The following is a 25,639-nucleotide window of genomic DNA, read 5'->3' as shown; positions in this document are numbered from 1 at the left end:
TGGGGCGTGCGGTTAAGCTTCGGTTTTTTTTCTGTAGATCAGATAAGAATAGACGGCCGGCACCAGAGCGCTTAACAGGGCGCAGGCAAGCAGAACGCCGACCGTCCAGCCGGCGGGAATCAACCAGGAAGACAGAAACATCAGGATGCCTGCGATAACCCAGAGGCGGCCGGCCAGGCGATGGGTCAAACGCCAGTTGCGATCGTCCATCAGCGCCCAAGGGGTGCGGATGCCGATAAAAAAGTTGCTGCGAACTTGCCCCATTCGGTTGCCGACGACTATCCACAGCAATCCCATTCCGCCGAACACCAGATTGAGCATCGGCAGTTTGTGGCCCACGTTGTCCAGGATGACGATAAGCAGCACCGAGTGGAGGAACAGGCTGATCGTCCAGCGTATCAAATAGTAATAATCCTGGAAGCGAGCATAGTTGTTTTTACGCGGATCGACGTAGCGCATGACGGACAGGAGCGCCGGCAGCGCGACCGTGAGCGCGGCGTTCATGAGCCAGAAGCTCCACTTGGCCATCGTGCGGTCGGCTTCTCCGTTGATGTTGTAGTGGGAAGCGACGATGTCGGGAAGCCGGTGGTTGAAGGTCAGGAACAGCGCTATGAAGATCGCGGCGTTCGTCGCGAGCAGAAGCCAGTCTTTTTTCGACCAGACGCCCGCAGTTTTTTCGTTGTTGTTGTCAGCGTGATTCGTCATGGGGGTTCTCTCCTTTGGTTCCGATCATGCCGAGAAACCAGCTCATGGCTTCTTGCATCACGGACATATTGATGGAGTAGATGATGCTTTGGCCGTGCCTTTCGTCTTGAACGAGCTGAGCTTGCTTTAGAATGTTCAAGTGATGGGAGATGCTCGGCTTCGAAATGTCGAAATGCTCGGCGATGTCGCCTGCGGACAGGTCTTGATCCTTCAACAGTTGCAATATTTTTCGCCTTGTCGGATCCGACAGCGCCTTGAAGGCGTCGTTCATGGAGCTGATCCCTCCTTCCATGAAGGGGTGATGAGTATTTGATTTGATATTTAGATAAATATCTAAATCTTATATTTAGATGATAAGCTAAATATTAAAATGAGTCAATACCCTCTGGTGTCCTCCATCTCAAAAGTCGTCTGCCTGAGTGAAGTGCAGATAGGGCGGGGGAGAGGGATTGGGGGGAACAAAAAAACGCGAAACTCGGTCTTTGAACCGAATTGCGCGTTTAACGGGCGATTGCCCAGGGACGGTAGACGGATTATGACGAAGCGAATAGTTCCGGGTGGCTGGCGATGAACCAGACGACGGCGCCGGCGATGCCCAGGCAGAACAGCGTGAACAGGGTAATTTTGAAGGCGCTGCGGGGGACACGGCCGGAGACGGTGCCGGTCTGGCCGTTGACCATATAATAGTATGTCTTCGATTTGTAGACGTAGTTGGCGTTCCACACTGGAAGCAGCAGATGCTTGTAGGTGACGTTATTGTAGGTGGTCCGAATGCGCAGGTTGCGGATTTCGTCGCCGCCGATCACGTTCCGGACCTCCGCTCGGATCGTTCCGTCGGCCACGTTTTGCGCCTTCTCCCAGCCTTCCTCGCGGGTGACGGAATAGCGTTCCGAGATATGCCCGCTTAGATACTCCGGCTTGTAGCCGTGAAGCTCGCCCAGACGAAAATCTCCCAGCTTCTTCAGCAAATCCGCGTCGTAGTGTCCGGAGGCCGGGATCAGAATGTCGTCGAAGCTTCTGCCGTAATCGCCGCGGGCAGGGTGCCAGACGGTATATCTCTCGGTGGCGGTGTACGTTTCCGTTTTGCCGTTCACAACCCTGGTCTTAGTCACCGTACGGTAGTGATAGATGCCGACTTCCGCCGAGTAGACGGAATACGTATTCGTATCATAAGTCCAATAGGGGATGTAGATCCCGTTCAGTTGGGAGTCGACATCCGCTTTCTTGAAGTCGCCGGGCATGAAAAATCGTTTCTTCTTCCATCTTGCGAACGATTTGAGCGCTTCGTCCCGCGACACCCGGAACGGGATGACGGATTCCGGCCGGATGCTGCGCACGTTGTCTTGGCTCAGCACTTTGGGGGAGCCGCAGAAGACGCAGGTGGACGTCGTCTGTCCAGCCGGGATCAGCGTTTCTCCGCCGCACGCTTCGCAATGGATCGCCTGCTGCTGCGTTCCCCAGTCCTGCAGGCGATCCAGGTCCTCGGCCCGACCGTGAAAAGGATGCTCCACCGGCTCGTCGAGCACCTTCTCGATCTGCCGCTCCGCGCCGCAATATTGGCATTTCAAGTTTTGGCTTTCCGCGTCGAAGACCATCGGTCCCGCGCAGCTCGCGCACGGAAAACGAATCGCGGTCGTAGCGTTGCTCATCAGGTACGCCTCCGGCTAAATTTTACTTCCGCATTCAGAACAGAATTTCGCGTTCTCGTTCAGCCGGCTGCCGCATTCGGAGCAGAATTTCTTCCCGCCCGCCGCTTGGCCCTGATCTTGCGCCGCCGAGCCTTGACCCGCAGCTCCAGGCGCGGCACCCTGTCCCGCAGAGGCCGCCGTCCCGGGAGCCGAGCCCGGCTGCTGCTGGCTGTTCATCTGCTGGAACATCTGTCCCATCATCTGCCCCATGGCCATGCCCGCGCCCAGCTCCGCTCCGGCTCCCGCCGCGCCTCCGCCCGGCTTGTTGGCGGCTTCGCGAAGAGCCTCGGCCGTCTGATACTTCATATATTGATCCAGGTTGCCGGCGATGTTCATCGACGATTTGCGGTCGATCATCTGCTCCACTTCCGGCGGCAGCGACAGGTTCTCGATCGTCACGTTCGTCAGCGCGAGGCCGATCGCCGCGAAATTCGGCTGCAGCTTCTCCGCCGCCATCCGTCCGAGCTCGTCGTAGGAGCTGGCCAGATCGAGCACCGGAATTCGCGCTTCGCCGACCAGGTCGCTGATGCCGGATACGACCGCGGCCTTCAGGAAACCGGTGATGCCCGCCGTCGTAAACTCCTTCTTCGTGCCGAATATATCCCGCAGAAACACGACCGGGTCCTGAACGCGGAAGGAGTAGTTGCCGAATCCGCGCATGCGGATCATGCCGAACTCGGGATCGCGCATAATGACCGGGTTCGTGGTGCCCCATTTCTGATCGGTAAATGTCGTCATATTAAGGAAGTAGACGTCCGATTTGAACGGGGAGTTGAATGCGTGTTTCCATGAATTAAGCGCCGTGAGCACCGGCAGGTTTTGCGTGCTTAACGTATAGGTTCCGGGGCCGAACACGTCGGCGATCTGTCCTTCGTTGACGAAGATCGCGGCCTGGGACTCGCGGACGATGAGCTTGGCGCCCATCTTGATCGCGTTGTCGTAGGCGGGGAAGCGATAGACGAGAATCCCCCGATCGTCGAGCCACTCGATTACTTCGATAAATTGTCCTCTAATGAAATCAAACAATCCCATGCGCCACTCTCCAGTCTGCCGCCGACGGCGGACGGCGAATTGTTAACGATGCGAATCGTTAGCGTCCATAAACGAAGCTCCGCCTGCCTCGGAAGAGAGGCGCGAACCGTTTATGCGTATGCCCCTATCGTATCATAAAAAGGCGAACGTCTGCCGCATATTCGTCAAAATCCGCGCTCTGCGGCGGGTCTCCAGACCCTTTTGACGGTGCGCGGGCAAACCGATATAATGGATGGGAACACACATTCTGATGACGGAAAATGACGATCCGAACAGCCGAGCGAATCGGGACGCCCGATCGGGCAAGGCCGCGGATGCGAAAGGGGCAGAGAGCAGATGGCAGAAACGGAATTGTTGAACAAACCGTTTAAGCTGGTATCCGAATACTCGCCTTCCGGCGACCAGCCGGGAGCGATCAGCCAGCTGGCGGAGGGCATATTGGCCGGGAAGAGGCACCAGACGCTGCTCGGGGCGACGGGGACGGGGAAGACGTATACGATCGCCCAGACGATCGCTCAGGTGAACCGTCCGACGCTTGTCATCGCGCACAACAAGACGCTGGCGATGCAGCTGTGCAGCGAGTTCAAGGAATTTTTTCCGGAGAACGCGGTGGAATACTTCGTCAGTTACTATGATTACTATCAGCCCGAGGCGTATATTCCGTCCACGGATACGTATATCGAGAAGGATTCCAGCATCAACGACGAGATCGATAAAATGCGGCACTCCTCCACGGCGGCGCTGTTCGAGAGAAGAGACGTCATTATCGTGGCCAGCGTCTCGTGCATCTACGGTCTCGGTTCCCCGGAGGAGTACCGGGATCTTCGGCTCAGCCTGCGGGTGGGCATGGAGAAGTCGCGCAACGCGATTTTGCACAAGCTGATCGACATTCAGTACACGCGCAACGATCTCAACTTTGTTCGGAGCACGTTCCGCGTGCGCGGCGACGTCATCGAGATTTTTCCCGCATCCAGAGGAGATTCCGCGATTCGGGTCGAGATGTTCGGCGACGAGATCGAGCGGATTACGGAGATCGACGTGCTGACGGGCGAGATTACGGCCGAGCGGGAGCACGTCGTTATTTTCCCGGGATCCCACTTCGTAACCGGCGAGGAGAAAATGAAGCGCGCGCTGGTGAATATCGAACGGGAGTTGGAGGAACGGCTGGCCGAGTTAAGGGAGCAAGGGAAGCTGCTCGAGGCGCAGCGGCTGGAGCAGCGCACGCGCTACGATCTGGAGATGATGGCGGAGATGGGCTTCTGCTCCGGCATCGAGAACTACTCCGGACCGATGACGTTCCGCGAACGCGGAGCGACTCCGTATACGCTGATGGACTTCTTCCCGGACGACTTCGTCGTCGTCATCGACGAATCGCACGTCACGCTGCCGCAGGTCCGGGCGATGTACAACGGGGACCAGGCTCGCAAATCGGTGCTCGTCGACCACGGTTTCCGCCTTCCGTCGGCCAAGGACAACCGGCCTCTCCGATTCGAGGAATTCGAACAGAAGGCGAAGCAGCTCGTCTACGTCTCCGCGACGCCGGGTCCTTACGAGCTGGAGCATTGCCCGACCGTCGTCGAACAGATCATCCGTCCGACCGGTCTCATCGACCCTATTATCGAGGTACGCCCGACGAAGGGGCAGATCGACGATCTGCTCGGCGAGATCCGCGACCGGATCGCCAAGGACGAGCGCGTGCTCGTAACGACGCTGACCAAGAAAATGTCCGAAGACTTGACCGATTATATGAAGGAAGTCGGCATCAAGGTCAGCTACTTGCACTCCGACGTCAAGACGCTGGAGCGGATGGCGATTTTGCGCGATCTGCGTCTGGGCACGTACGACGTCGTCGTCGGCATCAACTTGCTGCGGGAAGGCCTTGATTTGCCGGAGGTCAGCCTGGTTGCGATTCTGGACGCCGACAAGGAAGGCTTCCTGCGTTCGGAGCGCTCGCTCATCCAGACGATCGGCCGCTCGGCGCGGAACGCGGAAGGACGCGTCATTATGTACGGCGACAAGATCACCGATTCGATGGAGCGGGCGATCGGCGAGACCGAACGTCGCCGCAAGATTCAGCTCGCCTACAACGAGCAGCACGGCATTACGCCGCAGACGGTCGTCAAGAAGGTGCGCGATCTCATCGAAGCGACGAAAGCGGTGGAGTCGAAGCGTTCCTATCTGACGGGCGCCGAAGATCTGAGCAAGCTGTCGAAGAAGGATCGCGCTTCCGTCATCGAGCGTCTGGAGTTCGAGATGAAGGAAGCCGCGAAGGGCCTGCAGTTCGAACGCGCCGCGGAGCTCCGCGACGCTCTGCTCGAGCTGAAGGCGACCATGTAGCTGACTCTGCTTCTGCAAGTTCCTTACAAGTGCGTGTTCATGAAGCCGGCTTTTTGAACATCCTCTCAAATGTATTTGCAAGGCTGCCCGCAGTCCGGTATAATGTACGGGAACGTACATTCCTATTCGGAGTGCGACTGCGGACGGCCAAGCTGGAAGAGCAGCCCCCGCCTTGTCGCGAAAGGGGCTTTTTCGTTTTGGCTAACGAGAAGATCGTCATTAAGGGCGCACGCGCCCATAACTTGAAGAATATCGACGTTACGATTCCGCGCGACAAGTTCGTCGTGCTGACCGGGCTGTCCGGCTCGGGCAAGTCCTCGCTTGCCTTCGACACGATCTACGCCGAAGGGCAGCGCAGATACGTCGAGTCCTTGTCCGCCTACGCCCGGCAGTTTCTCGGACAGATGGACAAACCCGACGTAGATTCCATCGACGGCTTGTCTCCGGCGATCTCCATCGACCAGAAGACGACGAGCCGCAACCCCCGTTCGACCGTAGGCACGGTCACGGAGATTTACGATTATTTGCGTCTCATGTACGCCAGAGTCGGCAAGCCTCATTGTCCGGACCACGGCATCGAGATTACGTCCCAGACGGTCGAGCAGATGGTCGACCGCATTATGGAATATCCCGAGCGCACGCGCCTGCAGATTCTCGCGCCTATCGTATCGGGCCGCAAGGGCGAGCATACGAAGCTGCTGGCCGACGTTCAGAAGCAAGGCTACGTTCGCGTTCGCGTGAACGGCGAGATCCGGGATCTGTCCGAGAAGATCGAGCTGGAGAAGAACAAGAAGCATTCGATCGAAGTCGTCGTCGACCGGATCGTCGTCAAGGATGACGTGCAGACGCGGCTCGCCGATTCGCTGGAGATGGCGCTGAAGCTGTCCGGCGGACAAGTGCTCGTGGACATCATGGACAAGGAAGAGCTGATGTTCAATTCCAATCTGGCCTGCCCCGAGTGCGGCTTCTCGATGGATGAGCTGGCGCCGCGCATGTTTTCCTTCAACTCGCCGTTCGGCGCGTGTCCGGAGTGCGACGGCCTCGGCGTCAAGATGATCGTCGATCCCGAGCTTCTCGTTCCTGACCGCTCGAAGAGCATCGAGGACGGGGCGTTCGAAGCCTGGGCGGGCAGCACCTCCAATTACTACCCGCAATTTCTGAGCGCGGTGTGCGCGCACTATGGCATTCCCACCGACGTGCCGGTCGAGCAGCTGCAAGACAAGCACATGCAGATCATTTTGTACGGAACGGGCGGGGAGCGGATTCGCTTCCGCTACGAGAACGAGTTCGGCCATACGCGCGACGCGCAGGTGCCGTTCGAAGGCGTCGTTCACAACCTGGAGCGCAGATACCGCGAGACCGGCTCGGAAGGCATTCGCGAGTTCATCGAGGTGTATATGTCCGCCAAGCCTTGCGGCAAGTGCCGCGGACAGCGCTTGAAGAAGGAAGTGCTCGCTGTTACGGTGGGCGCCCAGAATATCGCTCACGTCACCTCGTTGTCGATCGGCGATGCGCAACGTTTCTTCTCCGGCCTAGAGCTGACCGAGAAGGAGCTGTCGATCGCCAACCTGATCCTTAAGGAGATTAACAACCGGCTTGGCTTCCTGGTCAACGTCGGTCTCGAATATTTGACGCTCTCTCGCGCGGCGGGCACGCTGTCCGGCGGCGAAGCGCAGCGGATCCGGCTTGCGACGCAGATCGGCTCCAGCCTGATGGGCGTGCTGTACATTCTGGATGAACCGAGCATCGGCCTGCATCAGCGGGACAACGACCGGCTCATCCAGACGCTGAACCATATGCGAGATCTCGGCAATACGCTGATCGTCGTCGAGCATGACGAAGATACGATGATGGCCGCCGACTGGATCATCGACATCGGACCCGGAGCGGGCAAGCACGGCGGACAGGTCATCGCTGAAGGCACGCCGTCGGAAGTGATGGACAACGAGAGCTCGCTGACCGGCGCTTACTTAAGCGGCCGCAAGTTCATCCCCGTTCCTCTGAACCGCCGCAAGCCGAACGGCAAATGGGTGGAGATCAAGGGCGCGAAGGAGAACAACCTGAAGAACCTGAACGCCAAGTTTCCGCTCGGCGTATTCACGGCGGTGACCGGCGTATCCGGCTCGGGCAAGTCGACGCTCGTCAACGAGATTCTGTACAAGACGCTGGCTCGCGACTTGAACAAGGCGAAGACGCGCCCTGGTCAATACAAGGAATTTATCGGCCTGGAGCATCTGGACAAGGTCATTGACATCGACCAGTCTCCGATCGGACGGACGCCGCGCTCCAATCCGGCGACGTACACCGGCGTATTCGACGACATCCGTGACGTGTTCGCGATGACGAACGAAGCCAAGGTGAGAGGCTACAAGAAAGGCCGGTTCAGCTTTAACGTCAAGGGCGGCCGCTGTGAAGCGTGCAAGGGCGACGGCATTATCAAGATCGAGATGCACTTCCTGCCGGACGTCTACGTGCCTTGCGAAATCTGCAAAGGCAAGCGATATAACCGCGAGACGCTGGAAGTGAAGTACAAGGGCAAGAACATCGCCGAAGTGCTGGAGATGACGATCGAGGACGCCACCGAGTTTTTCGTCAATCTTCCGCGCATCCACCGCAAGCTGCAGACGCTGATGGACGTCGGCCTCGGTTATATGGATCTGGGCCAGCCGGCGACGACGCTGTCGGGCGGCGAAGCGCAGCGCGTTAAGCTTGCGGCCGAGCTGTACCGCCGCAGCACGGGCAAGACGCTGTACATCCTCGACGAACCGACGACCGGACTTCACGTCGACGATATCGACCGGCTGCTGCAAGTGCTGCACCGCCTCGTCGATTCCGGAGAGAGCGTTCTCGTCATCGAGCACAACCTCGACGTCATCAAGACGGCGGATTATCTCGTCGACCTCGGACCTGAAGGGGGCAGCGGAGGCGGCACGATTATCGCCACCGGAACGCCGGAGGATGTGGCCAAGGTCGAGAAGTCGTACACGGGCAGATACCTCGGCCCGGTACTGGAGCGGGATCGCGCCCGCACGGAAGCGGCCATGTCGAAGGCGTAGATTCAGCCGAACGTACCTGACGCCAACATAAAGAAGACGAATCTTCCCGGACGGAGATTCGTCTTCTTTATGTTCTACTTGTTCAGCTCCGCAAGCATATGATCCAGCATTTCGTCGGTCAAGGCGCCCTGGCTGAACGAGACGAGCGCCCGCAGCGGCATATATCGCATCATTGCCGCCACCATCTCGGAGCCGTCTTCCTGAAGCATGCCGAGGGTGTCGTTGGCCGCGCTCATTTTTTTCATCCATTCGCCGACCAGCTCCGCCCGCTCAGGATCGCTCATCAGATCGCCGATTGTCGAATTGCGGGTCGCCTTGATGCGCACCGTTACCGACGACTCTACGCGAACCGTTTCCTGCAGAACGATATCGGCGGACGAGCGGCCGACCAGAATGCGGAAGTCTCCGCTTTCCACGTGCCAATCCTTCAGCTCCGTATTGTAGTAGGCGAAGGCGCGCTTATCGAGAACGAAGCTGACCGTTTTTTCTTCTCCCGGCTGCAGCTCTACCTTCTCGAAGCCTTTCAGCTCCTTGTCCGGACGAATGACGCTGCTCTGCACGTCGTTGACGTACAGTTGAACGATCTCTTTGCCGGCGAGGCTTCCCGTATTTTGTACTTTGACGCGAACGGTCAGCGACTCCTGATCGCTAAGCGTTTTTTTATCGACCGCAATGTCCGTATATTCGAACGACGTATAGCTGAGTCCGAAGCCGAACGGGAACAGAGGAGCGAGCTCCTTCTTATCGTAGTAGCGATAGCCGACAAACAGTCCTTCCTTGTACTCGACCCGGTCGCCTTCGCCCGGGAAATTCAAATAGGAAGGATTGTCGCTGAGCCGGACCGGGAACGTTTCCGCGAGCTTGCCGCAAGGATTGGCGTCCCCGAACAGCAGATCGGCGATAGCGCCGCCCAGCGCCTGCCCGCCCAAGTAGGCTTCCAGCACAGCTTTCGCTTGGCCCAGCCAAGGCATCTCGATCGGTGCGCCGTTGCTCAAAACGACGATCAGACGGCTCTGCGTTTGAGATACTTCTTCAATCAGCTTCCGATGATTGTCCGGGATCGACAGATGGACCCGATCGTAAGCCTCCGACTCATAGCGATCCGGCAAGCCGGCGAACAGGATCGCCACGTCTGCCTGCGCGGCCGCGGCGGCCGCTTCCCGAAGCAGCGCATCGTCGATTTCATCGGTATCCGGGGAATAGCCCGGCGCATAAGTAACGACCGCCTCGTGACCGGCGGAACGACGGATCTCCTCCAGAACGTTCTCCAGCCTGGTCGGGCTGACGTGGGAGCTTCCCCCGCCCTGGTATCTCGGCTGCTCGGCGAACGCCCCGATGACGGCAATCGTTCCTTTCTTTGCAAGCGGCAGGATGCCGTCTTCGTTTTTCAGCAGCACCATGCTTTCCCGCGCCACTTCTCTGGCCAGCCGGTGATGGGCTTCGCGGTCGTACGAGGCGTCCGGCCTCCGGTTGTCGACCGCCCGGAAGATGACGGTCAATATCCGTTCTACCGCCCGATCTAACGCGTCCTCGGACAGTTCTCCGCGTTTGACCGCTTCGACGATTTTACGGTCTCCGAGTCCGTGGCTCGAGGGCATTTCCAGCTCCAGACCCGCGGCCAAGCCTGCGGCCCGCTCGTTCACCGCGCCCCAGTCGGATACGACAAACCCTTCATGTCCCCATTCGTTCTTCAGAATGTCCGTCAGCAAATAGCCGTTCTCGGAGGCGAACGCGCCATTGACCTGATTGTAAGCGGACATGACCGTCCAAGGCTGCGCCTGCTTCACCGCGCCTTCGAAGCTGGCCAGGTAGATTTCCCTCAGCGTGCGCTCGTCCACGATCGCGTCGATCGTCATTCTGCGATGCTCCTGGTTGTTGACGGCGAAATGCTTCAGCGAAGTGCCGACGCCTTGGCTTTGCACGCCTTTAATATGGCTTGCCGCCATTTCCGAGGAGAGGTAAGGGTCTTCGGAGAAGTATTCGAAGTTTCTGCCGCAGAGAGGCGAACGCTTGATATTCGCGCCGGGACCGAGCAGCACGGCCACCTCTTCGGCCTGGCATTCCTCTCCGAGCGCAACGCCTACCTGCTCGATCAAGCTGCGGTCCCAGGAGCAGGCCAAGCCCGCCGCCGACGGGAAGCAGGTAGCAGGCACGCTGTTGAACAGACCGACATGGTCGCTCTCTCCCTTTTGCTTGCGCAGTCCGTGCGGGCCGTCCGTGACCATAACCGACGGAATGCCGAGCCGCTCCACCGCTTTGGTCCGCCAGAAGTCGAGCCCCGAGCAGAGCCCGGCCTTTTCCTCCAACGTCATTTGCGAGATCAGGGCTGGTATGTCTCTTGTCATCTTGATTCTCCTCCTCGTTCTCTTGTCCGTAATCGCTTTCATTTTGATTCGAGCTCATTTTAACGAATTTTTTGACGGTTTTATGGTATTAAATTTATATTAATTGTAGATAACCTATATTTACGGAATTCTATTCAACCATCGGGAGGGGTCGACAATGCGGGGACGCAGCTTCAACGCGGACGATATCCGTTATATTTGCAAGCTGATGTACGACAATTTTCATATTCCCATTCGTTATCACGACCGGGACGGAGCGCTTGCCGCCGGATATCCGCCCGGGCAGCCTGCCGTTCCTCCGGAAGAGCGCGACGAATCGGTTCCTCCGGACATTCCGTATGCCGCTCCCGCATTAAGCGCAGCCGACGGGTTGGCAAGCTGTCTGACCCTCCGTCTGGGCTCGGCCGGACAACCGCTCGGGGCCGTCATCATGGGACCTACGGTCAAGAACAAAACCGATCTGCTGAATGCCGGCGCGCTTCTGTATTATCTCATCCACGGCAGCAAGCTGGACATGGCCGATGTTTATCAGCCGAGCCTAAGCAGCGAACTGCCGGCCGTTCCCGCCCAGGATGTCGATCTCGATTTGTCGGACCGCCGCGAGAACTTCGTTTTCCATCACGATCCGATTTTGGAGAAGCGGATGCTTCAATATGTGAAAGAAGGCCGCAAGGAGGAATTGGCCGATCAGCTCGATCTGATCCCGAGAGAAGGCGTAGGCGTGCTATCGAAGAGAAGCCGGCTGCGGAACGAGAAAAATCTCGCGATCTGCCTTATTACGCTTGTCACTCGGGCCGCTATCGACGGCGGGCTGTATCCGGAGACCGCGTTTACGGTCAGCGATCTGTATATTCAGCACATTGAAGAACTGCAGGACGCCGAGGAGGTAGGCCGGGTCGGCCAAGAGGCGCTGCTCGACTTTGCCGGGCGGGTTCGCAGCCAGAAGAGCCGGCGTTATTCCAGAGCGATCGCGGCTTGTCAGAACTATATTTTCAACCATCTGTACGAGGACATTACGCTGGCGCAGCTTGCGGACGCAGCCGGGCTTGCCCCCGGTTATTTGTCGCAATTGTTCCGGAAGGAGACCGGCATCACCGTCAGCGAGTATATTCAGCGCGAGAAGATAGAGGAAGCCGGGAAGCTGCTGATTTATACCGACGATACGCTGCTTGCGATCAGCTCCAGACTGAATTTTCACGATCAGAGCCATTTCATCAAGGTGTTCAAAAAGCATACCGGCGTTACGCCGCGGCAATACCGGAACCGTCAGCGGGAATGAGCGGAACAGGTCGACAATAGGCAACAAGGAAGTCGAATACGGAGCATAAGCGAATGCTATAATCGATAATCAATCATCGCTGGACGACCCGGTTGAATCTGAACCCCATGAGGTGCCCGACAATGACTAATCCACTCGGCAGATTAACGCGCATTTCATGGAAGTCGCTGCGCATCAAGCTGATCGCGGGAATCGTACTGCTGGTCGCTCCCTTGATCGGATTGCTCATCTACTCCAACTTGTATGCCGTCAAGGTCGTTCGCAGCCAGGTGGCCGATTCGAACAAAAACTTAATGTCCATGTGCATGGACCAATTCGACAGAAACCTGCAAAATGCCGACGATTATTTGCTCGGCCTGATCGGCGCCGGTCCCGAGCTGGAAGAGCTGGATTCCGGGACCGACTTCGAACGGTACAGCGCCGTTCGCCGGCTGTCGGCGAACGTATCCGGGATGCTTCCCTCCCTTCAGGCGGTGGACGGGCTCTTCGTCTACTCCGCTGTACGGGACGAGTACATTCCGGCCCACAGCACCAGAACGACGATGGACGAACGGCAGTTCGTCCGCGACTACGTGGAGGAGACGGCTGCTCGCGGCCAGACTGCCAAGGAGCTGTTTCATAAAAGGTGGCACGTCCGGCAGCTCGGTAACGCTCATTACCTGATTCGGCTAATGAAGTACGACAGAGTGTATCTCGGCGCCTGGATCAACATCGACCGGACGGACATTCCGCTGGAGTTCATTCATATCGGGGCCGAAGGAGCGGTGCTGTTCGCGGACCTGCAAGGTATGCCGCTGTCGAATGAAGCGTTCGTCGATCGTACGGGCGCAGCCGTCGCGGAAGACTTGAGCCATTACTACCTGACGGGGAGCGACGACCGGTTTCTGGCCGTAGGAGACCGCTCCTCCAAAGGCGACTTCAGCCTGATCGCTTTTATTCCGGAGGAGAAAATATTGGAGAAGCTGCCGCAGCTGCAAAGGCTGGTGGCGCTCATTACGCTCGGAGCGATCGCGCTTCTGCCGCTGGGCTTGTACTTTCTCCGCAAGGTGCTGCTCGTTCCCCTTAACCGGCTGCTGCAGGCGATGAAGCGGATCGGAGAGGGCAATCTGGAGACGCGTATTCCCCGATTTCCGACCTCCGAGGAGCTGGCCGTCGTCCGAGATACCTTCAACGGGATGATGTCCCAAATTCGCGAGCTTCGGATCAGCGTATACGAAGAGAAGCTGAGCAAGCAGAAGGCCGAGCTCCAGCACTTGCAGCTTCAGCTTAATCCCCACTTTTTTATCAATTCTCTCAATATGGTGCACGTGCTGGCCCGTACGAAGAACAACGAGCTGGCCGAGGAAATCTCGCTTTGCCTCGTTCATTACTTTCGTTACATGCTGCGGAGCAACCTTACCTTCGTTACGCTCGGGGAAGAGCTGGAGCATATCCGGAACTACGTCCGCATCCAGGAGCTGAGATACTCGGAGAACTTTCGCTGCGAACTTCAGGCGCCGGACTTCCTGATGCGCACGCCGATCCCGCCGCTGCTGCTTCACACATTTGCGGAAAATACCGTTAAACACGCGATTACGCTGGATGAGCCGACTCTGCTCGCCATGATCATCGATCTGGAAGCCGGAGAAGCGGACGACGAGGAGTGGATTCGCATCGCGATACAGGATAACGGCCCGGGGTTCAGGCAGGAGGCGCTGGAGGAAATCAGCCGGGGCAACCGGGTCGTCGACGAAGAAGGAGAGCATATCGGCATATGGAATGCGCGGCGGCGCCTGCAATTATTGTACGGACAGCGGGCTTCGATCCGGTTCGGCAAAACCGAGCCGCACGGCGCCAAGGTCGAGATCAGGCTGCCGCTTCGACCGGCAGCCTGGAGCGAGGAGGACTGAGTATGCTGCAAGTGCTGGTCGTAGACGATGAGCGCTGGATGGCCGAGTCGGTAAAAGCGGGACTTCGCTGGGAGGAGCTCGGTATCGGCGAGGTCCATCTGGCTTACAATGTCCGGCAGGCCAAGGAAGCGTTCGAGGAGCGGACGATCGACCTGATGATCTGCGATATCGAGATGCCGCAAGGAAGCGGCTTGGAGTTGCTCGCATGGGTGAAGGAGCGGTATCCGCTGACGGAGTGCGTCTTCATGACCTGCCATGCGGATTTCAAGTACGCGCAGCAGGCGATGCAGCTCGGCAGCATCGATTATTTGCTGAAGCCGGTTTCGACGGGAGAGCTGGAGCAGGCGGTCTTGAAGGCGACGCAGAAGATCCGCAAGGAAACGAAGCTGCTCGAGTACAGCCGATTAGGTCAATTCTGGAGCAAGCATCAGCCTCTGCTCGCCGAGCGCTTCTGGCTGGACATTATTCGCCATGCCATTCCTTCGCATCCGGAGGCGATCCGGTCGGCGGCGGACGAGCGCAACATTCCGTTCGCTCCGCAGATGCGACTCGTTCCGATTCTGATCGAAGTCCAGCGGTTCCATAAAGAGCTCAGCCAGAGGGAAATCCGAATGATCGAATACGCGCTAAGAAACAGCGCCGAGGAGACGCTGCTGAACGACGGCGGAGGCCAGATGGTCGCGCTGGAGCCGCCGAGGCTGCTGCTGGCGATCGTGCCGGCGGACGAGCCGAGCGGCAAGAAGGGATCGGAGCCGCTCAGGCAGACGTGCGAGGGATACATTCGTGCTTGCAACGACTACTTCTACTGCGATATTTCGTGCTACATCGGCGAGGCCGTATACAGCCATCAACTGGCGGCTGCCGTGCAGCAGTTGACGCTGCTGTCCGAGAATAACGTCGCATTCGCCAACAGAGCGTTTCTGACGTCGGAGCCGCGGCCGAGCGCGCGCGTCTCGCTTCCGGAGATGGAGCTGTGGCCTGTCATGCTGATGGAGGACTCGGCGGATAAGGTGCTTGCGGAGGCGGAGCAGTTTCTTCAGAGGTCTGTCGACCGGGAAGGGGTGGACGCCGAAGCGCTGAACCGGTTCCAGCATAATTTCATGCAGATGGCGTATTATGCGCTCAAGCTGAAAGGGGTCCACGCCCATCAGCTGTTCGGCGATCCGGAATCGGTCAGACTGACAGCCAAATCTGCAGACAGCGTAGTGGACATGCTCGTCTGGGTTCGGCATCTGGTCGCCAAGGCGGTGGCTTATGCAGGTCAAGGCGGGCAATCGCAGTCGATCGTGGAGAAGGTGAAGGCGCACGTTGCCAAGCATCTCGAGTCCGAGGATTTGTCGCGCGAAACGCTGGCGAATCACGTTTTTTTGAACCCGGACTATTTGGACAGGCTCTTTAAGAAAGAGGTCGGCATGTCGGTTACCGATTATGTCGTGCGAGAGCGGATGCAGCTTGCCAAGGAGCTTCTGGCCAAGACAAATATGCCGATTGCAACGATCGCCGGCAGGGCCGGCTATGCGAACATTTCGCATTTCTCCAGAAGATTCAAGAAGCTCGTCGGTGTCGGTCCGAACGACTATCGTCGGCAGGCCGGAGGTCGAAAATAGACAACGAGCGGGTCGATAACGGAGCGGATACGATTCCCGGCATCGCCTACAATGAAGTCAGATCGAATCCGGAGCGATCGAGCATCATTCCTAGAGGTCTGGAGGCTAACCATGAAAAAAAGAACGGGTTGGGTCGGGGCGCTGCTGGCGCTTATGCTGCTTGTATCCGCATGCGGCGGCAACGGAGATTCAGGCAAGAAGCCAGGCGGCGAAGCGGCCGAGGGACAAGCTTCTCAGGCAAGCGGCCAGGAGCCTTACGAGGTGGTCATGGCGTTTTACATTTTTGGCGAAGTGCCCCGGGATTTGCAACTGGTCCAGGATGAGATTAACAAGATCAGCAAAGCGAAGCTTAATACGACGGTCAAGCTGCTGCCGATCAACATCGGCGCATGGAAAAACCAGATGAACCTGATGATGACAAGCGGAGAGAAGCTCGATCTGATCGTGATCAACGAGTACAGCAACGACGTGACCAAAGGGCGGCTGCTGCCGATCAACGAATTGCTGGAGCGGCACGGTCAAGGCATCCTGGAAGCGGTCGGGCCGGACTATTACAATGCAACCAAGGTGAAGGGAATCAGCTACGGCGTTCCGAGCATTCGCGATCTCGCCGCGGACTACGGCCTCGTCGTGCGCAAGGACCTGATCGATAAGCACGCGATCGATGTCAGCGGAGTGAACGCGCTCGAAGACCTGGAAGGCGTATTCCGGGAACTGAAGGACAACGAACCGAATCTGGTGCCGATTACAAACAAGACGAACACCTCGGTGCTCGGTACCTTCAGCACCCGGGATTCGCTTGGAGACGATTTCGGCGTCCTCGTGAACAACGGCCAAGACGATCTTAAGGTTGTGAACTGGTTTGCTACCGAAGAATACGCCGAGCAGCTCAGAACGGTCCGGAAATGGTACGAAGCCGGCTATGTGCTGAAGGATGCGGTGCAAAATCAGGAGGCGGACGTTGCGATGGTCAAGGCAGGCAAAGCGGCTTCCTTCCTGGGGCACCAGAAGCCCGGGTACGAGGCTCAGCAGAGCCGCGCCACCGGCATGGAGATGATGACGATCAAGCTGGGGCCTGCAGTGGCCAAGACAAGCACGGTAACCAACAATATGTGGGGCGTGCCGAGCGGCGCAGAGAAGCCGGAACGCTCGATCCAATTCCTCAATTTGATGTATACGGACAAGGACATCGTCAATCTGCTCGATTGGGGCATCGAAGGCAAGCACTATGCGATCGCCGAAGACGGCCTGATCGACTACCCGGAAGGAATCAGCGCGCAGACGACCGGATACGGCTTGAACATGGGATGGATGTTCGGGAACCAGTTCCTCTCCCATGTGTGGAAGGGCGACAATCCGGACGTCTGGAAGGAGATGGACGAGTTTAACCGGAACGCCATTAAATCGAAGGCGCTCGGCTTTACTTGGGACCCGACTTCGGTCAAGGCCGAGGTGACGGCCGTCTACAATGTCGCCGACCAATACAGAAGGGGGCTGGAGAGCGGCGTGCTGGATCCTGACAAGGAGCTGCCGGCGTTTCTCAACAAGCTGGAAAGCGCGGGCATCAACAAGATTATAGCCGAGAAGCAGAAGCAATTGGATGAGTGGGCGCAGACCCAATAACAGCCGCGGCAGCAATCCAATCGGCGAACAAGTTGATTGGATTGCTTTCTTTATATATATCGATCAGGAGGGAGTGGCTTCGATGGAGCAGGCTGCGAGCAAGATCCGCATTCGGCCGCGCCCGGGCAAGGCGGGGTCGCGGTGGAGCATGGCGAAGAAGTTTTGGCCGCTATACTTGCTGATGCTGCCCGGCGTCGTCTACATGATCATCAATAATTACTTGCCGATGTTCGGTATAATCATCGCCTTTAAGGACATTAACTTCGCGAAGGGCATCTTCGGAAGCGATTGGGTCGGCTTCAAGAACTTCGAATATTTGTTCAAAACCGAAGACGCTTACATTATCACGAGAAACACGATTCTGTACAATGGAGCTTTTATCGTCACCCATACCGTACTGGCGATTGCCTTCGCGATTTTGTTGAACGAAATCAGGAAGAAGTTTTTCACCCGTCTGTATCAGAGCATTATTCTGCTCCCGTATCTGATGTCCATGGTGATCGTCAGCTACCTCGTGTACGCCTTGCTGAGCATGGAAACCGGTTTTCTGAACAAGACAGTTTTGCCGCTTCTCGGCATCGAGAGCATCTCATGGTATACGGAGACGAAGTATTGGCCGGCCATTCTGACCATCGTGCACAATTGGAAAGGCATCGGGTTCCTGTGCGTGATCTATCTCGCGTCGATTATCGGCATTGATCCGGAATATTATGAAGCCGCCACTCTGGACGGAGCATCGAAGCGGCAGCAGATTTTCTCGATTACGATTCCGCTGATCGCGCCCGTAGTCATCTTCATGACGCTGCTGGCGATCGGCCGGATTTTCTATTCCGACTTCGGCCTGTTCTACCAGGTGCCGATGAACTCCGGTCCGCTTCTTGAAGTGACGAACGTAATCGATACGTACGTCTATCGCGGGCTGATCTTCCTGGGCGATCTCGGCATGTCTTCGGCTGCGGGGGCCTATCAGTCGCTCGTCGGCTTCGTGCTCGTCATCCTGTCCAACTACGTGGTCCGCAGACTCAGCAAAGAGAACGCCTTATTCTAGCAAAGGGAGCTTATGCGTATGACCTCAGATAACAAGCAGATGCAATGGATTGCGCATGCGGCGCTGATCGCTTTCTCGATTGCCTGCGTCGTTCCGTTCCTGCTGCTCGTCATGTCCTCCGTATCCAGCGAGCAGACGATTCTGAAGCACGGCTACTCCTTTTTTCCGAAGGAGTTCAGCCTGAGCGCCTACCATTATCTGTGGTACAATTGGCAGAGTTTGGGCAGAGCGTACGGCATTACCGTGCTGATTACGATCGTGGGGACGTCCGTCAGTCTCGCCATGACCTCGATGTTCGCTTATCCGATCTCAAGACGGGATTTGCCGTGGCGGAACTTCTGGACCTTCTTCGTCTTCTTCACGCTGCTGTTTAACGGCGGACTCGTGCCGGCCTACCTGATCTATACGAAACTTTTCGTGATCAAAAATACGATCTGGGCGCTGATCGTTCCGGGGCTGCTGATGAACGGGTTTAACGTGCTGCTCGTCAGAACGTTTTTTGTCACCTCCGTTCCTCCGGCGTTAATCGAGGCGGCGAATATCGACGGCTGCGGGGAGATCAAGGCGTTCTATAAAATCGTGCTTCCGCTGTCGCTGCCCATCATGGCGACGATCGGTCTGATGCAATCCATTTTATATTGGAACGATTGGTTTAACGGAATGACCTATGTGACCGATTCGAAGCTGTTCAGCATCCAGAACATTCTGAACAGAATGATGACCGAGATCCAGTTCCTGAGCTCCGATCCGAACATGTCGACGTCGGCCAGCGAGACGATCGCCCAATTGCCGAGCGCGACGGTTCGCATGGCGATCGCCGTCGTCGGAGTGCTGCCGATACTGGTCGCCTATCCGTTCTTCCAGAAATACTTCGTCAAGGGAATTACGATCGGCGCGGTCAAATAACGAACCGAAAGGATGAGCGAGAATGCAATCGTCGGCTGACAGGCCTAATATCTTATGGATTTCCCTGGAGGATACGAGTCCGAGATTCGGCTGCTACGGAGACTCTCTGGCTCGTACGCCTCATATCGACAGGCTGGCGGAGGAGGGGACGATGTTCCCCAACGCCTTCGCCGTGGCAGGCGTCTGTTCCCCGAGCCGGTCGGCCGTCATTACGGGAATGTATCCGACGTCGATCGGAACGCATCATATGCGCACAGAGCATACGAATCCGCATACTCCCGAGCTGCCGACCCCGTATTCCGCCGTGCCGCCGGCTCATGTCAAGACGTTTACGGAGTATTTGCGGGCCGAAGACTATTTCTGCACGAACAACTGGAAGACGGATTATCAATTCGCTTCGCCGCTGACGGCTTGGGATGAGGACGGGATGGACGCCCACTGGCGCCATCGCGACCCTGAGCAGCCTTTCTTCGCCGTATTCAACCATATACTGACGCACGAGAGCGGCATGTGGGGAGATATGATCCGCAAGTGGATGAACCCGAACGCGGCGGACGAGCCCCGTCCGCTTGTGACCGATCCGGACAAGGTGAAGGTGCCTCCTTATTTGCCCGATACGCCGAAATCGCGCGAAGCGCTTGCCCGATACTATGACCTGATCGCGGAGGCGGACGAGTACGTCGGGCGGCTTCTTGGTCAGTTGGAGGAGGACGGGTTGGCCGACAATACGATCGTTATTCTGTGGAGCGACCACGGAGAAGGTCTGCCGCGCGCCAAGCGCTGGCCTTACGACGCGGGCATCCGCGTGCCGCTCCTCGTCCGCTGGCCGGGCAAGGTGCCGCCGGGGGCTGTCGACGACCGATTGGTCAGCCTGATCGATCTTGGTCCGACCGCGCTGTCGCTGGCGGGAGTTCCCATCCCGCGGCATCTTGCCGGACAACCGTTCCTCGGGCCGGACGAGCGGCCCAGAGACTATGTGTACGCGACACGGGACCGCTATGACGAGGCGTACGACAAAGTTCGCGCGGTGCGCGACAAGCGGTTCAAATATATCCGCAACGATTACCCGAATCAGCCGTACTTGCAATGGATTCCGTTCAGCCATCACCATCCGATGTTCCAGGAGCTGTGGAGATTGGAGCTGGCGGACGAGCTTAAGGACGAGCAGCGGCTGCTGCTGCGGGGGACACGACCAGCGGAAGAGCTGTACGACTGCGGCGAAGACCCGTATGAGATACGAAATCTGGCCGCCGATCCCGCTTATCGCGACACGCTGGAACGGCTTCGCGGCGAATTGGACGTATGGTGCGGAAAATACGACGTCTGGGGCGACGTTCCGGAGGAGCGGATGGTGGCGGAGATGCGGCCCGGAGGCGTTCAGCCTCAAGCGGCCGCGCCGATTTTCGTGCCGATCAACGGCAGCCGGCCGGGCGTCGAGCCTTCCGCGCAGGGGGAATATGAGGAGCCGACGGCGATTATGCTGCATGCCGCTACGCAAGGGGCTTCCATCGCCTATACGACGGAGGAAGGCGAGAAACCGCGCTGGCGGCTGTACACCGGGCCGATTCCGCTTCGCGAAGGGAGCGTCTTCATCCGGGCCAAGGCCGTCCGCATCGGCTACAAGGACAGCGAGGAGGCGCAGGCCTCCTACACGGTCAGACTCGCGACTCCGTAAACCTGGGCCATTTTGTGTAAGGAATAAGCATATGGCCTGCAACCCGCCGTTCCGGGGAGAACGGGAGGGAGCAGGCCATGCTCGTTTTCCTACGATTGAGCGGCAGGAGTAATCAACGCGATAAGCTGCTTCTGCAGCTTGACGATGTTTTGCTGCTTCTCGAGAATTTGCCGCTTCTGCTTCAGAATCTCTTCCATATCGGTTTTGGCGGCAGCCCATTGCTTCTTCTCGGCATGCTCGTGGAAGCTGTCCCACGATTCGTGCTTGCGGTCGCGCATGTCGCGAATCGCGTCCTTGGAGGCCCTCATTTTTTCGACCAACTGCTTGGCGGGCTTCTTAAGGGAATTCCGCTTCTCCGTCGTCAGGGTCTTGCTGGCTTCCCTGATTTGCTGATTCTGCGATTTCATCTGGTGGAACAAGCTTTTCTGCTCCGTTCGAATCTGGTCGAGCTGCGTCTTCAACGCTTGAATATCGGCAGGCAGCGCGCTCCAATCGATGTTAGGCTTCGCAGGGTGCTCGTGGCGGTGATGTTCGCCGGGATTGGCGGAAGCGAGCGCCGGGACGGCAACGGCCAGCGCGGTAAGCGTCAGCAAGGCATACAGGAAACGTTTCATCTCGTGTTCCTCCCATTTCGTGGATTCTCCACTAGTATGGTCAAAACGGCGCTTTCCATTCTTTGGAACGAAGACATTCCGTTATCCTTTCGAAGCCGGATTTTCTTGACCAGCCTCGTACGCAATCAGACTGATCGTGTGGCCCGCACTCTCGGACAGCTTCTGCTCCATGTTTCTAACTTCTTCGAGCTCTTCCGGCTCCAGATCGGCGATCGTAAAATTCGGCTGCGGCATCAGATAACCTCCCGTTTTTTTTGAATGTAGTATGAGACAACGAAATGGGTTTCACTCGTCTATCCGGATCTGGGAATACGAACCGGTTATTTTACGAATACTAACGGCAACTCCGGACGGACGAATCGGAGGATCGGAATGTGTGACAAACTTGTTACGACGCCAACTTCGGACTTGCAACGGAGACGTTCAGAGGCTAACATAGATAAAGATGGGTTCATTAGGTCAGATAAAGGAGGTCCCCTTTATGTTTCTAGCCGAAGCGGCAACGGAAGCTGTGGAGAGCACATACTCGCATTTCGACATTTTCATGCTGATTTTCACGGTTCTCATTGCAATCGGTTTAGTGCGTCTGCTGATGCAGAGGCCTCGCAAGAACGTGCTGGCAATCGGATTTGCCGCGGTCTGTCTTCTCGTATTCCTGGCGGCGGATTACAAAATGATCAGCGGCTGGTAATCCGAATAAGACTATACATAAACAAGCCTGAGCGACGTCTCGGGCTTGTTTTTTTGTCGTTTTCTTCCATATGAATTTATGATAGAGTAAGTCTGTGACTAGAAAAAGTTGGGAGAGGAAGTCGTTGAAAGGAAATTGGGGGCGGAAATTCGGGGGCGTGCTGACCGCGGGGCTTTTAGCATGTCTTCTGGCAGCGGGCGGCGCATGGGCCGCTGGAAGCAAGGGAGGATCGGCGACGCGAGTCATTGACGGCGAATTGTATGTCAAAGCCTCGCTCGTGCCCGACGTCATCAAGGAGGTGTCTCCTTCAGTCGTGGCGATTATCGGGAAACCGGCCGACGAGAAGAACGCGAGCCGATTCGCGTTGTCGCATGGAACCGGCGTGGTCGTCAAGAGCGACGGATGGATCGTTACGAACGCGCACGTCGTTCAGAACATGGAACGGATCGTCGTCGTGACGGCGGACGGCAAGGAATACTCGGGCAGCCGCAAGCAGGTCGACGCGGCAAGCGATCTGGCCTTGGTGAAGATCAACGCGAAAGGCCTCAAGACCGCCAAGCTCGCCGCGGCTCCGCTGAAAGTCGAGGTCGGAGAGACGGTCATCGCGATCGGGACTCCCGTATCCTTCTCGCTGCGCAATACGGCTACGGTGGGCGTGATCAGCGGGATGAACCGGTCGGTCTCCTCCGATTACAACCTGCTGCAGACGGATGCGGCGATTAATCCCGGCAACAGCGGCGGCCCGCTCGTAAATCTGAAGGGCGAAGTAGTCGGCATCAATTCGATGAAGTTCGTCGATGTCGACATCGACAGCATGGGTTTCGCCATTCCTGCGGATACGGTGCGGTACGTGCTCGAGCACTTCGATAAATACGGCAAAGTGAAACGGGCTTCCTTGGGCTTGGAGCTGGAGGAGAGCTGGTCGGCGGTAGTCGGGCTGCCTACGGAGGAACCGATGACCGTGCTCTCGACGACTTCGCAGAATGCGAGGAAGATCGGCATAGCCGCGGGAGATCAGTTATATGCCGTGAACGGCAAGCAGGTATCGACGATCGTCGAGCTGAATGAGCTGCTGAAAGCCTTCTTGCCGGGACAGACGGTCAGCGTTACGCTGCTGTCGGATGGGGACCTGGTTACCCGCAAGCTGGTGCTGTCGGAGTACGCGGCTCATTAACAACAGGAGAGGGGTTTTACCGGAATGAGATTTAAAGGAAGAACGATTGTAATGTTGGCGCTGGCGGCAATATTGATGCTTGTCGGCTCGATCCCCGCATACGCGGACGACGCGGGAAACAAAATTGAAATTCGCCTTAAAGTCGACAGCAAACAAATGAAGATCGACGGCGAAACGGTCCAAATCCAACCGCCGTATCAAACGGCCGGCACCGTGATGGTTCCGCTCAGCGTTTTTACGAACAAGCTGGGGTTCGGGGCTAAAGTCCAGTTAACGGACAACAAGATCATCAAGCTGACGTACGGTACGCATACGATCGTGATTACGCTGGGCAGCAAGACCGCGACAATAGACGGAAAGAAGACGACGCTTCCCGTCGCTCCGGCCAGCAAGCAGGGGGTAACGATGGTCCCGCTCGCGATCTTGGCCAAGAGCTTCGGGGCGACGCTGGCGAAGGATGCGGCGACGCAGGAGCTCGTGCTGAAGTTCGTTCCCGATGCGAATAAGGGCGAAGGCGGCAACAGCATCGATGCGGACGCGGGCAAGTCCAAGATCGGAGACAGCTACTACGGCTGGTCGATGAATTATCCGACGGGCTTGACGATGACCAATCAGACGCAGGACGGCGATTTCGTCGTATTCGAAGACGTGAAGAAGGAATACTACCTGGCCGTCAGCGTCGAGGAAGAAAAACAGGAATTGACGATGGAAGAGAAGCGGGACGAGATGTACGGCTATTTTGATGAAGGCGAGAAAATCGTCGACAAGAAGACGGTCGGCAGCGGAAGCCAATCTTACGAGCGGCTGATCACGAAGGATAAGCGCGGATTTTTCTACGAATACCGGGGCATTCAAGCGAACGGCTATCTTTATATCGTCATCTACGGCAAGAAGGTGAAGACGGCCCAGGAATTGGCCAAGTCCACCGGGTTGCTGGACAGCTTCGCTCCCTCGTTTAACCGCACGGACGTATCGATCAAAGACCTGACGCGGATTGTCGACGGATTCAAAACCTTTACCGACGATGATTACGGTCTGGCCGTCAAGCTTCCGAAGGAATGGAAAGCGGACGAGGAAGCTTCCATCCCTTGGTTTTACAGAGAGGACGGCGGTTATCTGTATTTGGAAGTGACCTCCGTCGCCGCGGGAGACACGATGGACGAATGGATCAAGCGCAAGACGGTCCGCTTCGAGCAGGCGTTCGCTCCCGCGTATCGGAAGGCGCCCGAGATCCGGAATATTTTCTGGAACGGGATTGCGGCTAAAGCGATGAAGCTCTCGTATTCGTGGGATACTGAGACCTGGTGGGAGGAATACGAGATATTCGCGATTCGGGGCGATTATCGTTACTATACCGAGCTGGCTTATTTGCCGGGCAAAGATCCGAATTCTTCCAAGCTGTACGACACGACGATTCGCACGATGAAGACGGACTTCTCCGTCGTCGAGAACAATTTTGGCGAGATCGCCGACGACTACGACAATGCCGATCGCAGCGCCGTCGTGACGAGAACGAGCGAGAAGTACGGGTATCGGATCACGCTGCCTCAATACTGGACGGGTTTTAAGAAAAACTTCGAGGAACCGTCGGTGGATTACGGAGGTACCGGGGTATCGGTCGGAGTGATTTATTCGGAGGAAGTTTCCTTCACGTTCGGCGAGCTCTCGTCGAGCATCGACGCCTATTTTAGGGACAAAGCCGCGCAATCCTCCAAATACCGGATCGTCGAGAATACGACCGTTCAATTCGCCGGCTACACCGCGAGGAAAGTCGTTACCGAGGATACGACCGTCAGCAAGGACTCTTCTCCGTACAGAGTCACGAACTATTACGTGTTGAAGGGCGACAAGCTCTACAACGTGTGGGGTTACTGCGCCCTGGCCAACGCCAGCGATTTTAACGTGAACAACATGGAGAAAGCGTTAAGCTCGTTCGCCTTTACCCGTTAATTCGAAGCGCCGATCGCTAG

General features: G+C 57.3%; 19 protein-coding genes. 12 read left to right on the top strand and 7 right to left on the bottom strand.

The genetic code is table 11. From position 1 onward, the window contains the following. Positions 1-12: 12 nt before the first annotated feature. The 4 genes from B0G52_RS21705 to B0G52_RS21690 form a co-directional block, all read right to left on the bottom strand. Positions 13-705, bottom strand: a complete 693-nt coding sequence (locus B0G52_RS21705) for an SdpI family protein (RefSeq protein WP_094047489.1) — start codon at positions 703-705, stop codon at positions 13-15. Continuing rightward, complete coding sequence (locus tag B0G52_RS21700; protein WP_094047488.1) at positions 689-976, bottom strand: autorepressor SdpR family transcription factor; 288 nt, start codon at positions 974-976, stop codon at positions 689-691. Before B0G52_RS21700 ends, B0G52_RS21705 begins: the two co-directional genes overlap by 17 nt. A gap of 262 nt (positions 977-1,238) precedes the next feature. After that, the gene (locus B0G52_RS21695; protein ID WP_094047487.1) at positions 1,239-2,354 is read right to left on the bottom strand and encodes a TFIIB-type zinc ribbon-containing protein; all 1,116 of its coding nucleotides are present in this window, start codon (positions 2,352-2,354) and stop codon (positions 1,239-1,241) included. A 15-nt stretch (positions 2,355-2,369) separates the two neighbouring features. Next, positions 2,370-3,425, bottom strand: a complete 1,056-nt coding sequence (locus tag B0G52_RS21690; protein ID WP_094047486.1) for an SPFH domain-containing protein — start codon at positions 3,423-3,425, stop codon at positions 2,370-2,372. 336 nt (positions 3,426-3,761) lie between these two features. Between B0G52_RS21690 and uvrB the strand changes: the two genes are divergently transcribed. Both uvrB and uvrA read left to right on the top strand, forming a co-directional pair. Continuing rightward, positions 3,762-5,762 carry an excinuclease ABC subunit UvrB gene (gene uvrB, locus B0G52_RS21685; RefSeq protein ID WP_094047485.1) on the top strand — a complete coding sequence of 667 codons (2,001 nt, stop codon included), beginning with the start codon at positions 3,762-3,764 and terminating at the stop codon, positions 5,760-5,762. Between the two features lie 197 nt (positions 5,763-5,959). Then, positions 5,960-8,818 (top strand): excinuclease ABC subunit UvrA, encoded by a 2,859-nt coding sequence (gene uvrA, locus B0G52_RS21680; protein WP_094047484.1) that lies wholly within the window; start codon positions 5,960-5,962, stop codon positions 8,816-8,818. Between the two features lie 74 nt (positions 8,819-8,892). On the opposite strand, the gene B0G52_RS21675 is transcribed toward uvrA, so the two are convergent. Beyond that, positions 8,893-11,163, bottom strand: coding sequence for a beta-glucosidase family protein (locus tag B0G52_RS21675; RefSeq protein ID WP_094047483.1), 2,271 nt, complete (start codon positions 11,161-11,163; stop codon positions 8,893-8,895). Positions 11,164-11,320: 157 nt separating this feature from the next. On the opposite strand from B0G52_RS21675, the gene B0G52_RS21670 reads away from it, so the two are divergent. The 7 genes from B0G52_RS21670 to B0G52_RS21640 all read left to right on the top strand — a co-directional run bounded on the left by B0G52_RS21670 (position 11,321) and on the right by B0G52_RS21640 (position 21,190). Beyond that, positions 11,321-12,442 carry a helix-turn-helix domain-containing protein gene (locus B0G52_RS21670; protein WP_094047482.1) on the top strand — a complete coding sequence of 374 codons (1,122 nt, stop codon included), beginning with the start codon at positions 11,321-11,323 and terminating at the stop codon, positions 12,440-12,442. 122 nt (positions 12,443-12,564) lie between these two features. Beyond that, complete coding sequence (locus tag B0G52_RS21665; protein WP_158223816.1) at positions 12,565-14,331, top strand: sensor histidine kinase; 1,767 nt, start codon at positions 12,565-12,567, stop codon at positions 14,329-14,331. A 2-nt stretch (positions 14,332-14,333) separates the two neighbouring features. Beyond that, positions 14,334-15,938, top strand: a complete 1,605-nt coding sequence (locus tag B0G52_RS21660) for a response regulator (protein WP_094047480.1) — start codon at positions 14,334-14,336, stop codon at positions 15,936-15,938. Positions 15,939-16,049: 111 nt separating this feature from the next. After that, the gene (locus tag B0G52_RS21655) at positions 16,050-17,561 is read left to right on the top strand and encodes an ABC transporter substrate-binding protein (RefSeq protein ID WP_094047479.1); all 1,512 of its coding nucleotides are present in this window, start codon (positions 16,050-16,052) and stop codon (positions 17,559-17,561) included. A 148-nt stretch (positions 17,562-17,709) separates the two neighbouring features. Then, the gene (locus tag B0G52_RS21650; protein WP_094047636.1) at positions 17,710-18,609 is read left to right on the top strand and encodes an ABC transporter permease; all 900 of its coding nucleotides are present in this window, start codon (positions 17,710-17,712) and stop codon (positions 18,607-18,609) included. Between the two features lie 18 nt (positions 18,610-18,627). Continuing rightward, on the top strand, positions 18,628-19,515 hold the full coding sequence (locus B0G52_RS21645; RefSeq protein ID WP_094047478.1) for a carbohydrate ABC transporter permease: 888 nt from the start codon (positions 18,628-18,630) through the stop codon (positions 19,513-19,515). Between the two features lie 22 nt (positions 19,516-19,537). Beyond that, on the top strand, positions 19,538-21,190 hold the full coding sequence (locus B0G52_RS21640) for a sulfatase family protein (RefSeq protein WP_094047477.1): 1,653 nt from the start codon (positions 19,538-19,540) through the stop codon (positions 21,188-21,190). 89 nt (positions 21,191-21,279) lie between these two features. Here the strand turns inward: B0G52_RS21640 and B0G52_RS21635 are convergent, their stop codons facing one another. Further along, a complete protein-coding gene (locus B0G52_RS21635; RefSeq protein ID WP_094047476.1) occupies positions 21,280-21,804 on the bottom strand; it encodes a hypothetical protein in 525 nt (174 codons plus the stop codon). Positions 21,805-21,885: 81 nt separating this feature from the next. After that, positions 21,886-22,038, bottom strand: a complete 153-nt coding sequence (locus tag B0G52_RS35645; protein WP_158223815.1) for a hypothetical protein — start codon at positions 22,036-22,038, stop codon at positions 21,886-21,888. A gap of 247 nt (positions 22,039-22,285) precedes the next feature. Between B0G52_RS35645 and B0G52_RS21630 the strand changes: the two genes are divergently transcribed. The 3 genes from B0G52_RS21630 to B0G52_RS21620 all read left to right on the top strand — a co-directional run bounded on the left by B0G52_RS21630 (position 22,286) and on the right by B0G52_RS21620 (position 25,619). Continuing rightward, entirely contained in the window at positions 22,286-22,495 is a 210-nt protein-coding gene (locus tag B0G52_RS21630) for a hypothetical protein (RefSeq protein ID WP_094047475.1), read from the top strand. A gap of 124 nt (positions 22,496-22,619) precedes the next feature. Further along, positions 22,620-23,669, top strand: a complete 1,050-nt coding sequence (locus tag B0G52_RS21625) for a S1C family serine protease (RefSeq protein WP_233162915.1) — start codon at positions 22,620-22,622, stop codon at positions 23,667-23,669. Positions 23,670-23,693: 24 nt separating this feature from the next. Then, positions 23,694-25,619 (top strand): stalk domain-containing protein, encoded by a 1,926-nt coding sequence (locus B0G52_RS21620; RefSeq protein ID WP_094047474.1) that lies wholly within the window; start codon positions 23,694-23,696, stop codon positions 25,617-25,619. The last annotated feature ends 20 nt before the right edge of the window (positions 25,620-25,639 follow it).

Origin of the sequence: Cohnella sp. SGD-V74, assembly GCF_003001675.1 — a bacterium.
In the GTDB taxonomy this organism is placed as follows: domain Bacteria; phylum Bacillota; class Bacilli; order Paenibacillales; family Paenibacillaceae; genus Cohnella.
Note: the sequence above shows the minus strand (reverse complement) of the source record. Positions and strands in the feature narration are given on the sequence as shown.

What these genes read in the sequence shown, in the direction of transcription:
- B0G52_RS21690 (WP_094047486.1), bottom strand. Translation starts at nt 3,425, where the DNA reads ATGGGATTGTTTGATTTCATTAGAGGACAATTTATCGAAGTAATCGAG.
- B0G52_RS21665 (WP_158223816.1), top strand. Translation starts at nt 12,565, where the DNA reads ATGACTAATCCACTCGGCAGATTAACGCGCATTTCATGGAAGTCGCTG.
- B0G52_RS21645 (WP_094047478.1), top strand. Translation starts at nt 18,628, where the DNA reads ATGACCTCAGATAACAAGCAGATGCAATGGATTGCGCATGCGGCGCTG.
- B0G52_RS21700 (WP_094047488.1), bottom strand. Translation starts at nt 976, where the DNA reads ATGAACGACGCCTTCAAGGCGCTGTCGGATCCGACAAGGCGAAAAATA.
- B0G52_RS21655 (WP_094047479.1), top strand. Translation starts at nt 16,050, where the DNA reads ATGAAAAAAAGAACGGGTTGGGTCGGGGCGCTGCTGGCGCTTATGCTG.
- B0G52_RS21705 (WP_094047489.1), bottom strand. Translation starts at nt 705, where the DNA reads ATGACGAATCACGCTGACAACAACAACGAAAAAACTGCGGGCGTCTGG.
- B0G52_RS35645 (WP_158223815.1), bottom strand. Translation starts at nt 22,038, where the DNA reads ATGCCGCAGCCGAATTTTACGATCGCCGATCTGGAGCCGGAAGAGCTC.
- B0G52_RS21630 (WP_094047475.1), top strand. Translation starts at nt 22,286, where the DNA reads ATGTTTCTAGCCGAAGCGGCAACGGAAGCTGTGGAGAGCACATACTCG.
- B0G52_RS21620 (WP_094047474.1), top strand. Translation starts at nt 23,694, where the DNA reads ATGAGATTTAAAGGAAGAACGATTGTAATGTTGGCGCTGGCGGCAATA.
- B0G52_RS21670 (WP_094047482.1), top strand. Translation starts at nt 11,321, where the DNA reads ATGCGGGGACGCAGCTTCAACGCGGACGATATCCGTTATATTTGCAAG.
- B0G52_RS21635 (WP_094047476.1), bottom strand. Translation starts at nt 21,804, where the DNA reads ATGAAACGTTTCCTGTATGCCTTGCTGACGCTTACCGCGCTGGCCGTT.
- B0G52_RS21675 (WP_094047483.1), bottom strand. Translation starts at nt 11,163, where the DNA reads ATGACAAGAGACATACCAGCCCTGATCTCGCAAATGACGTTGGAGGAA.
- B0G52_RS21660 (WP_094047480.1), top strand. Translation starts at nt 14,334, where the DNA reads ATGCTGCAAGTGCTGGTCGTAGACGATGAGCGCTGGATGGCCGAGTCG.
- uvrB (WP_094047485.1), top strand. Translation starts at nt 3,762, where the DNA reads ATGGCAGAAACGGAATTGTTGAACAAACCGTTTAAGCTGGTATCCGAA.
- B0G52_RS21640 (WP_094047477.1), top strand. Translation starts at nt 19,538, where the DNA reads ATGCAATCGTCGGCTGACAGGCCTAATATCTTATGGATTTCCCTGGAG.
- B0G52_RS21650 (WP_094047636.1), top strand. Translation starts at nt 17,710, where the DNA reads ATGGCGAAGAAGTTTTGGCCGCTATACTTGCTGATGCTGCCCGGCGTC.
- B0G52_RS21695 (WP_094047487.1), bottom strand. Translation starts at nt 2,354, where the DNA reads ATGAGCAACGCTACGACCGCGATTCGTTTTCCGTGCGCGAGCTGCGCG.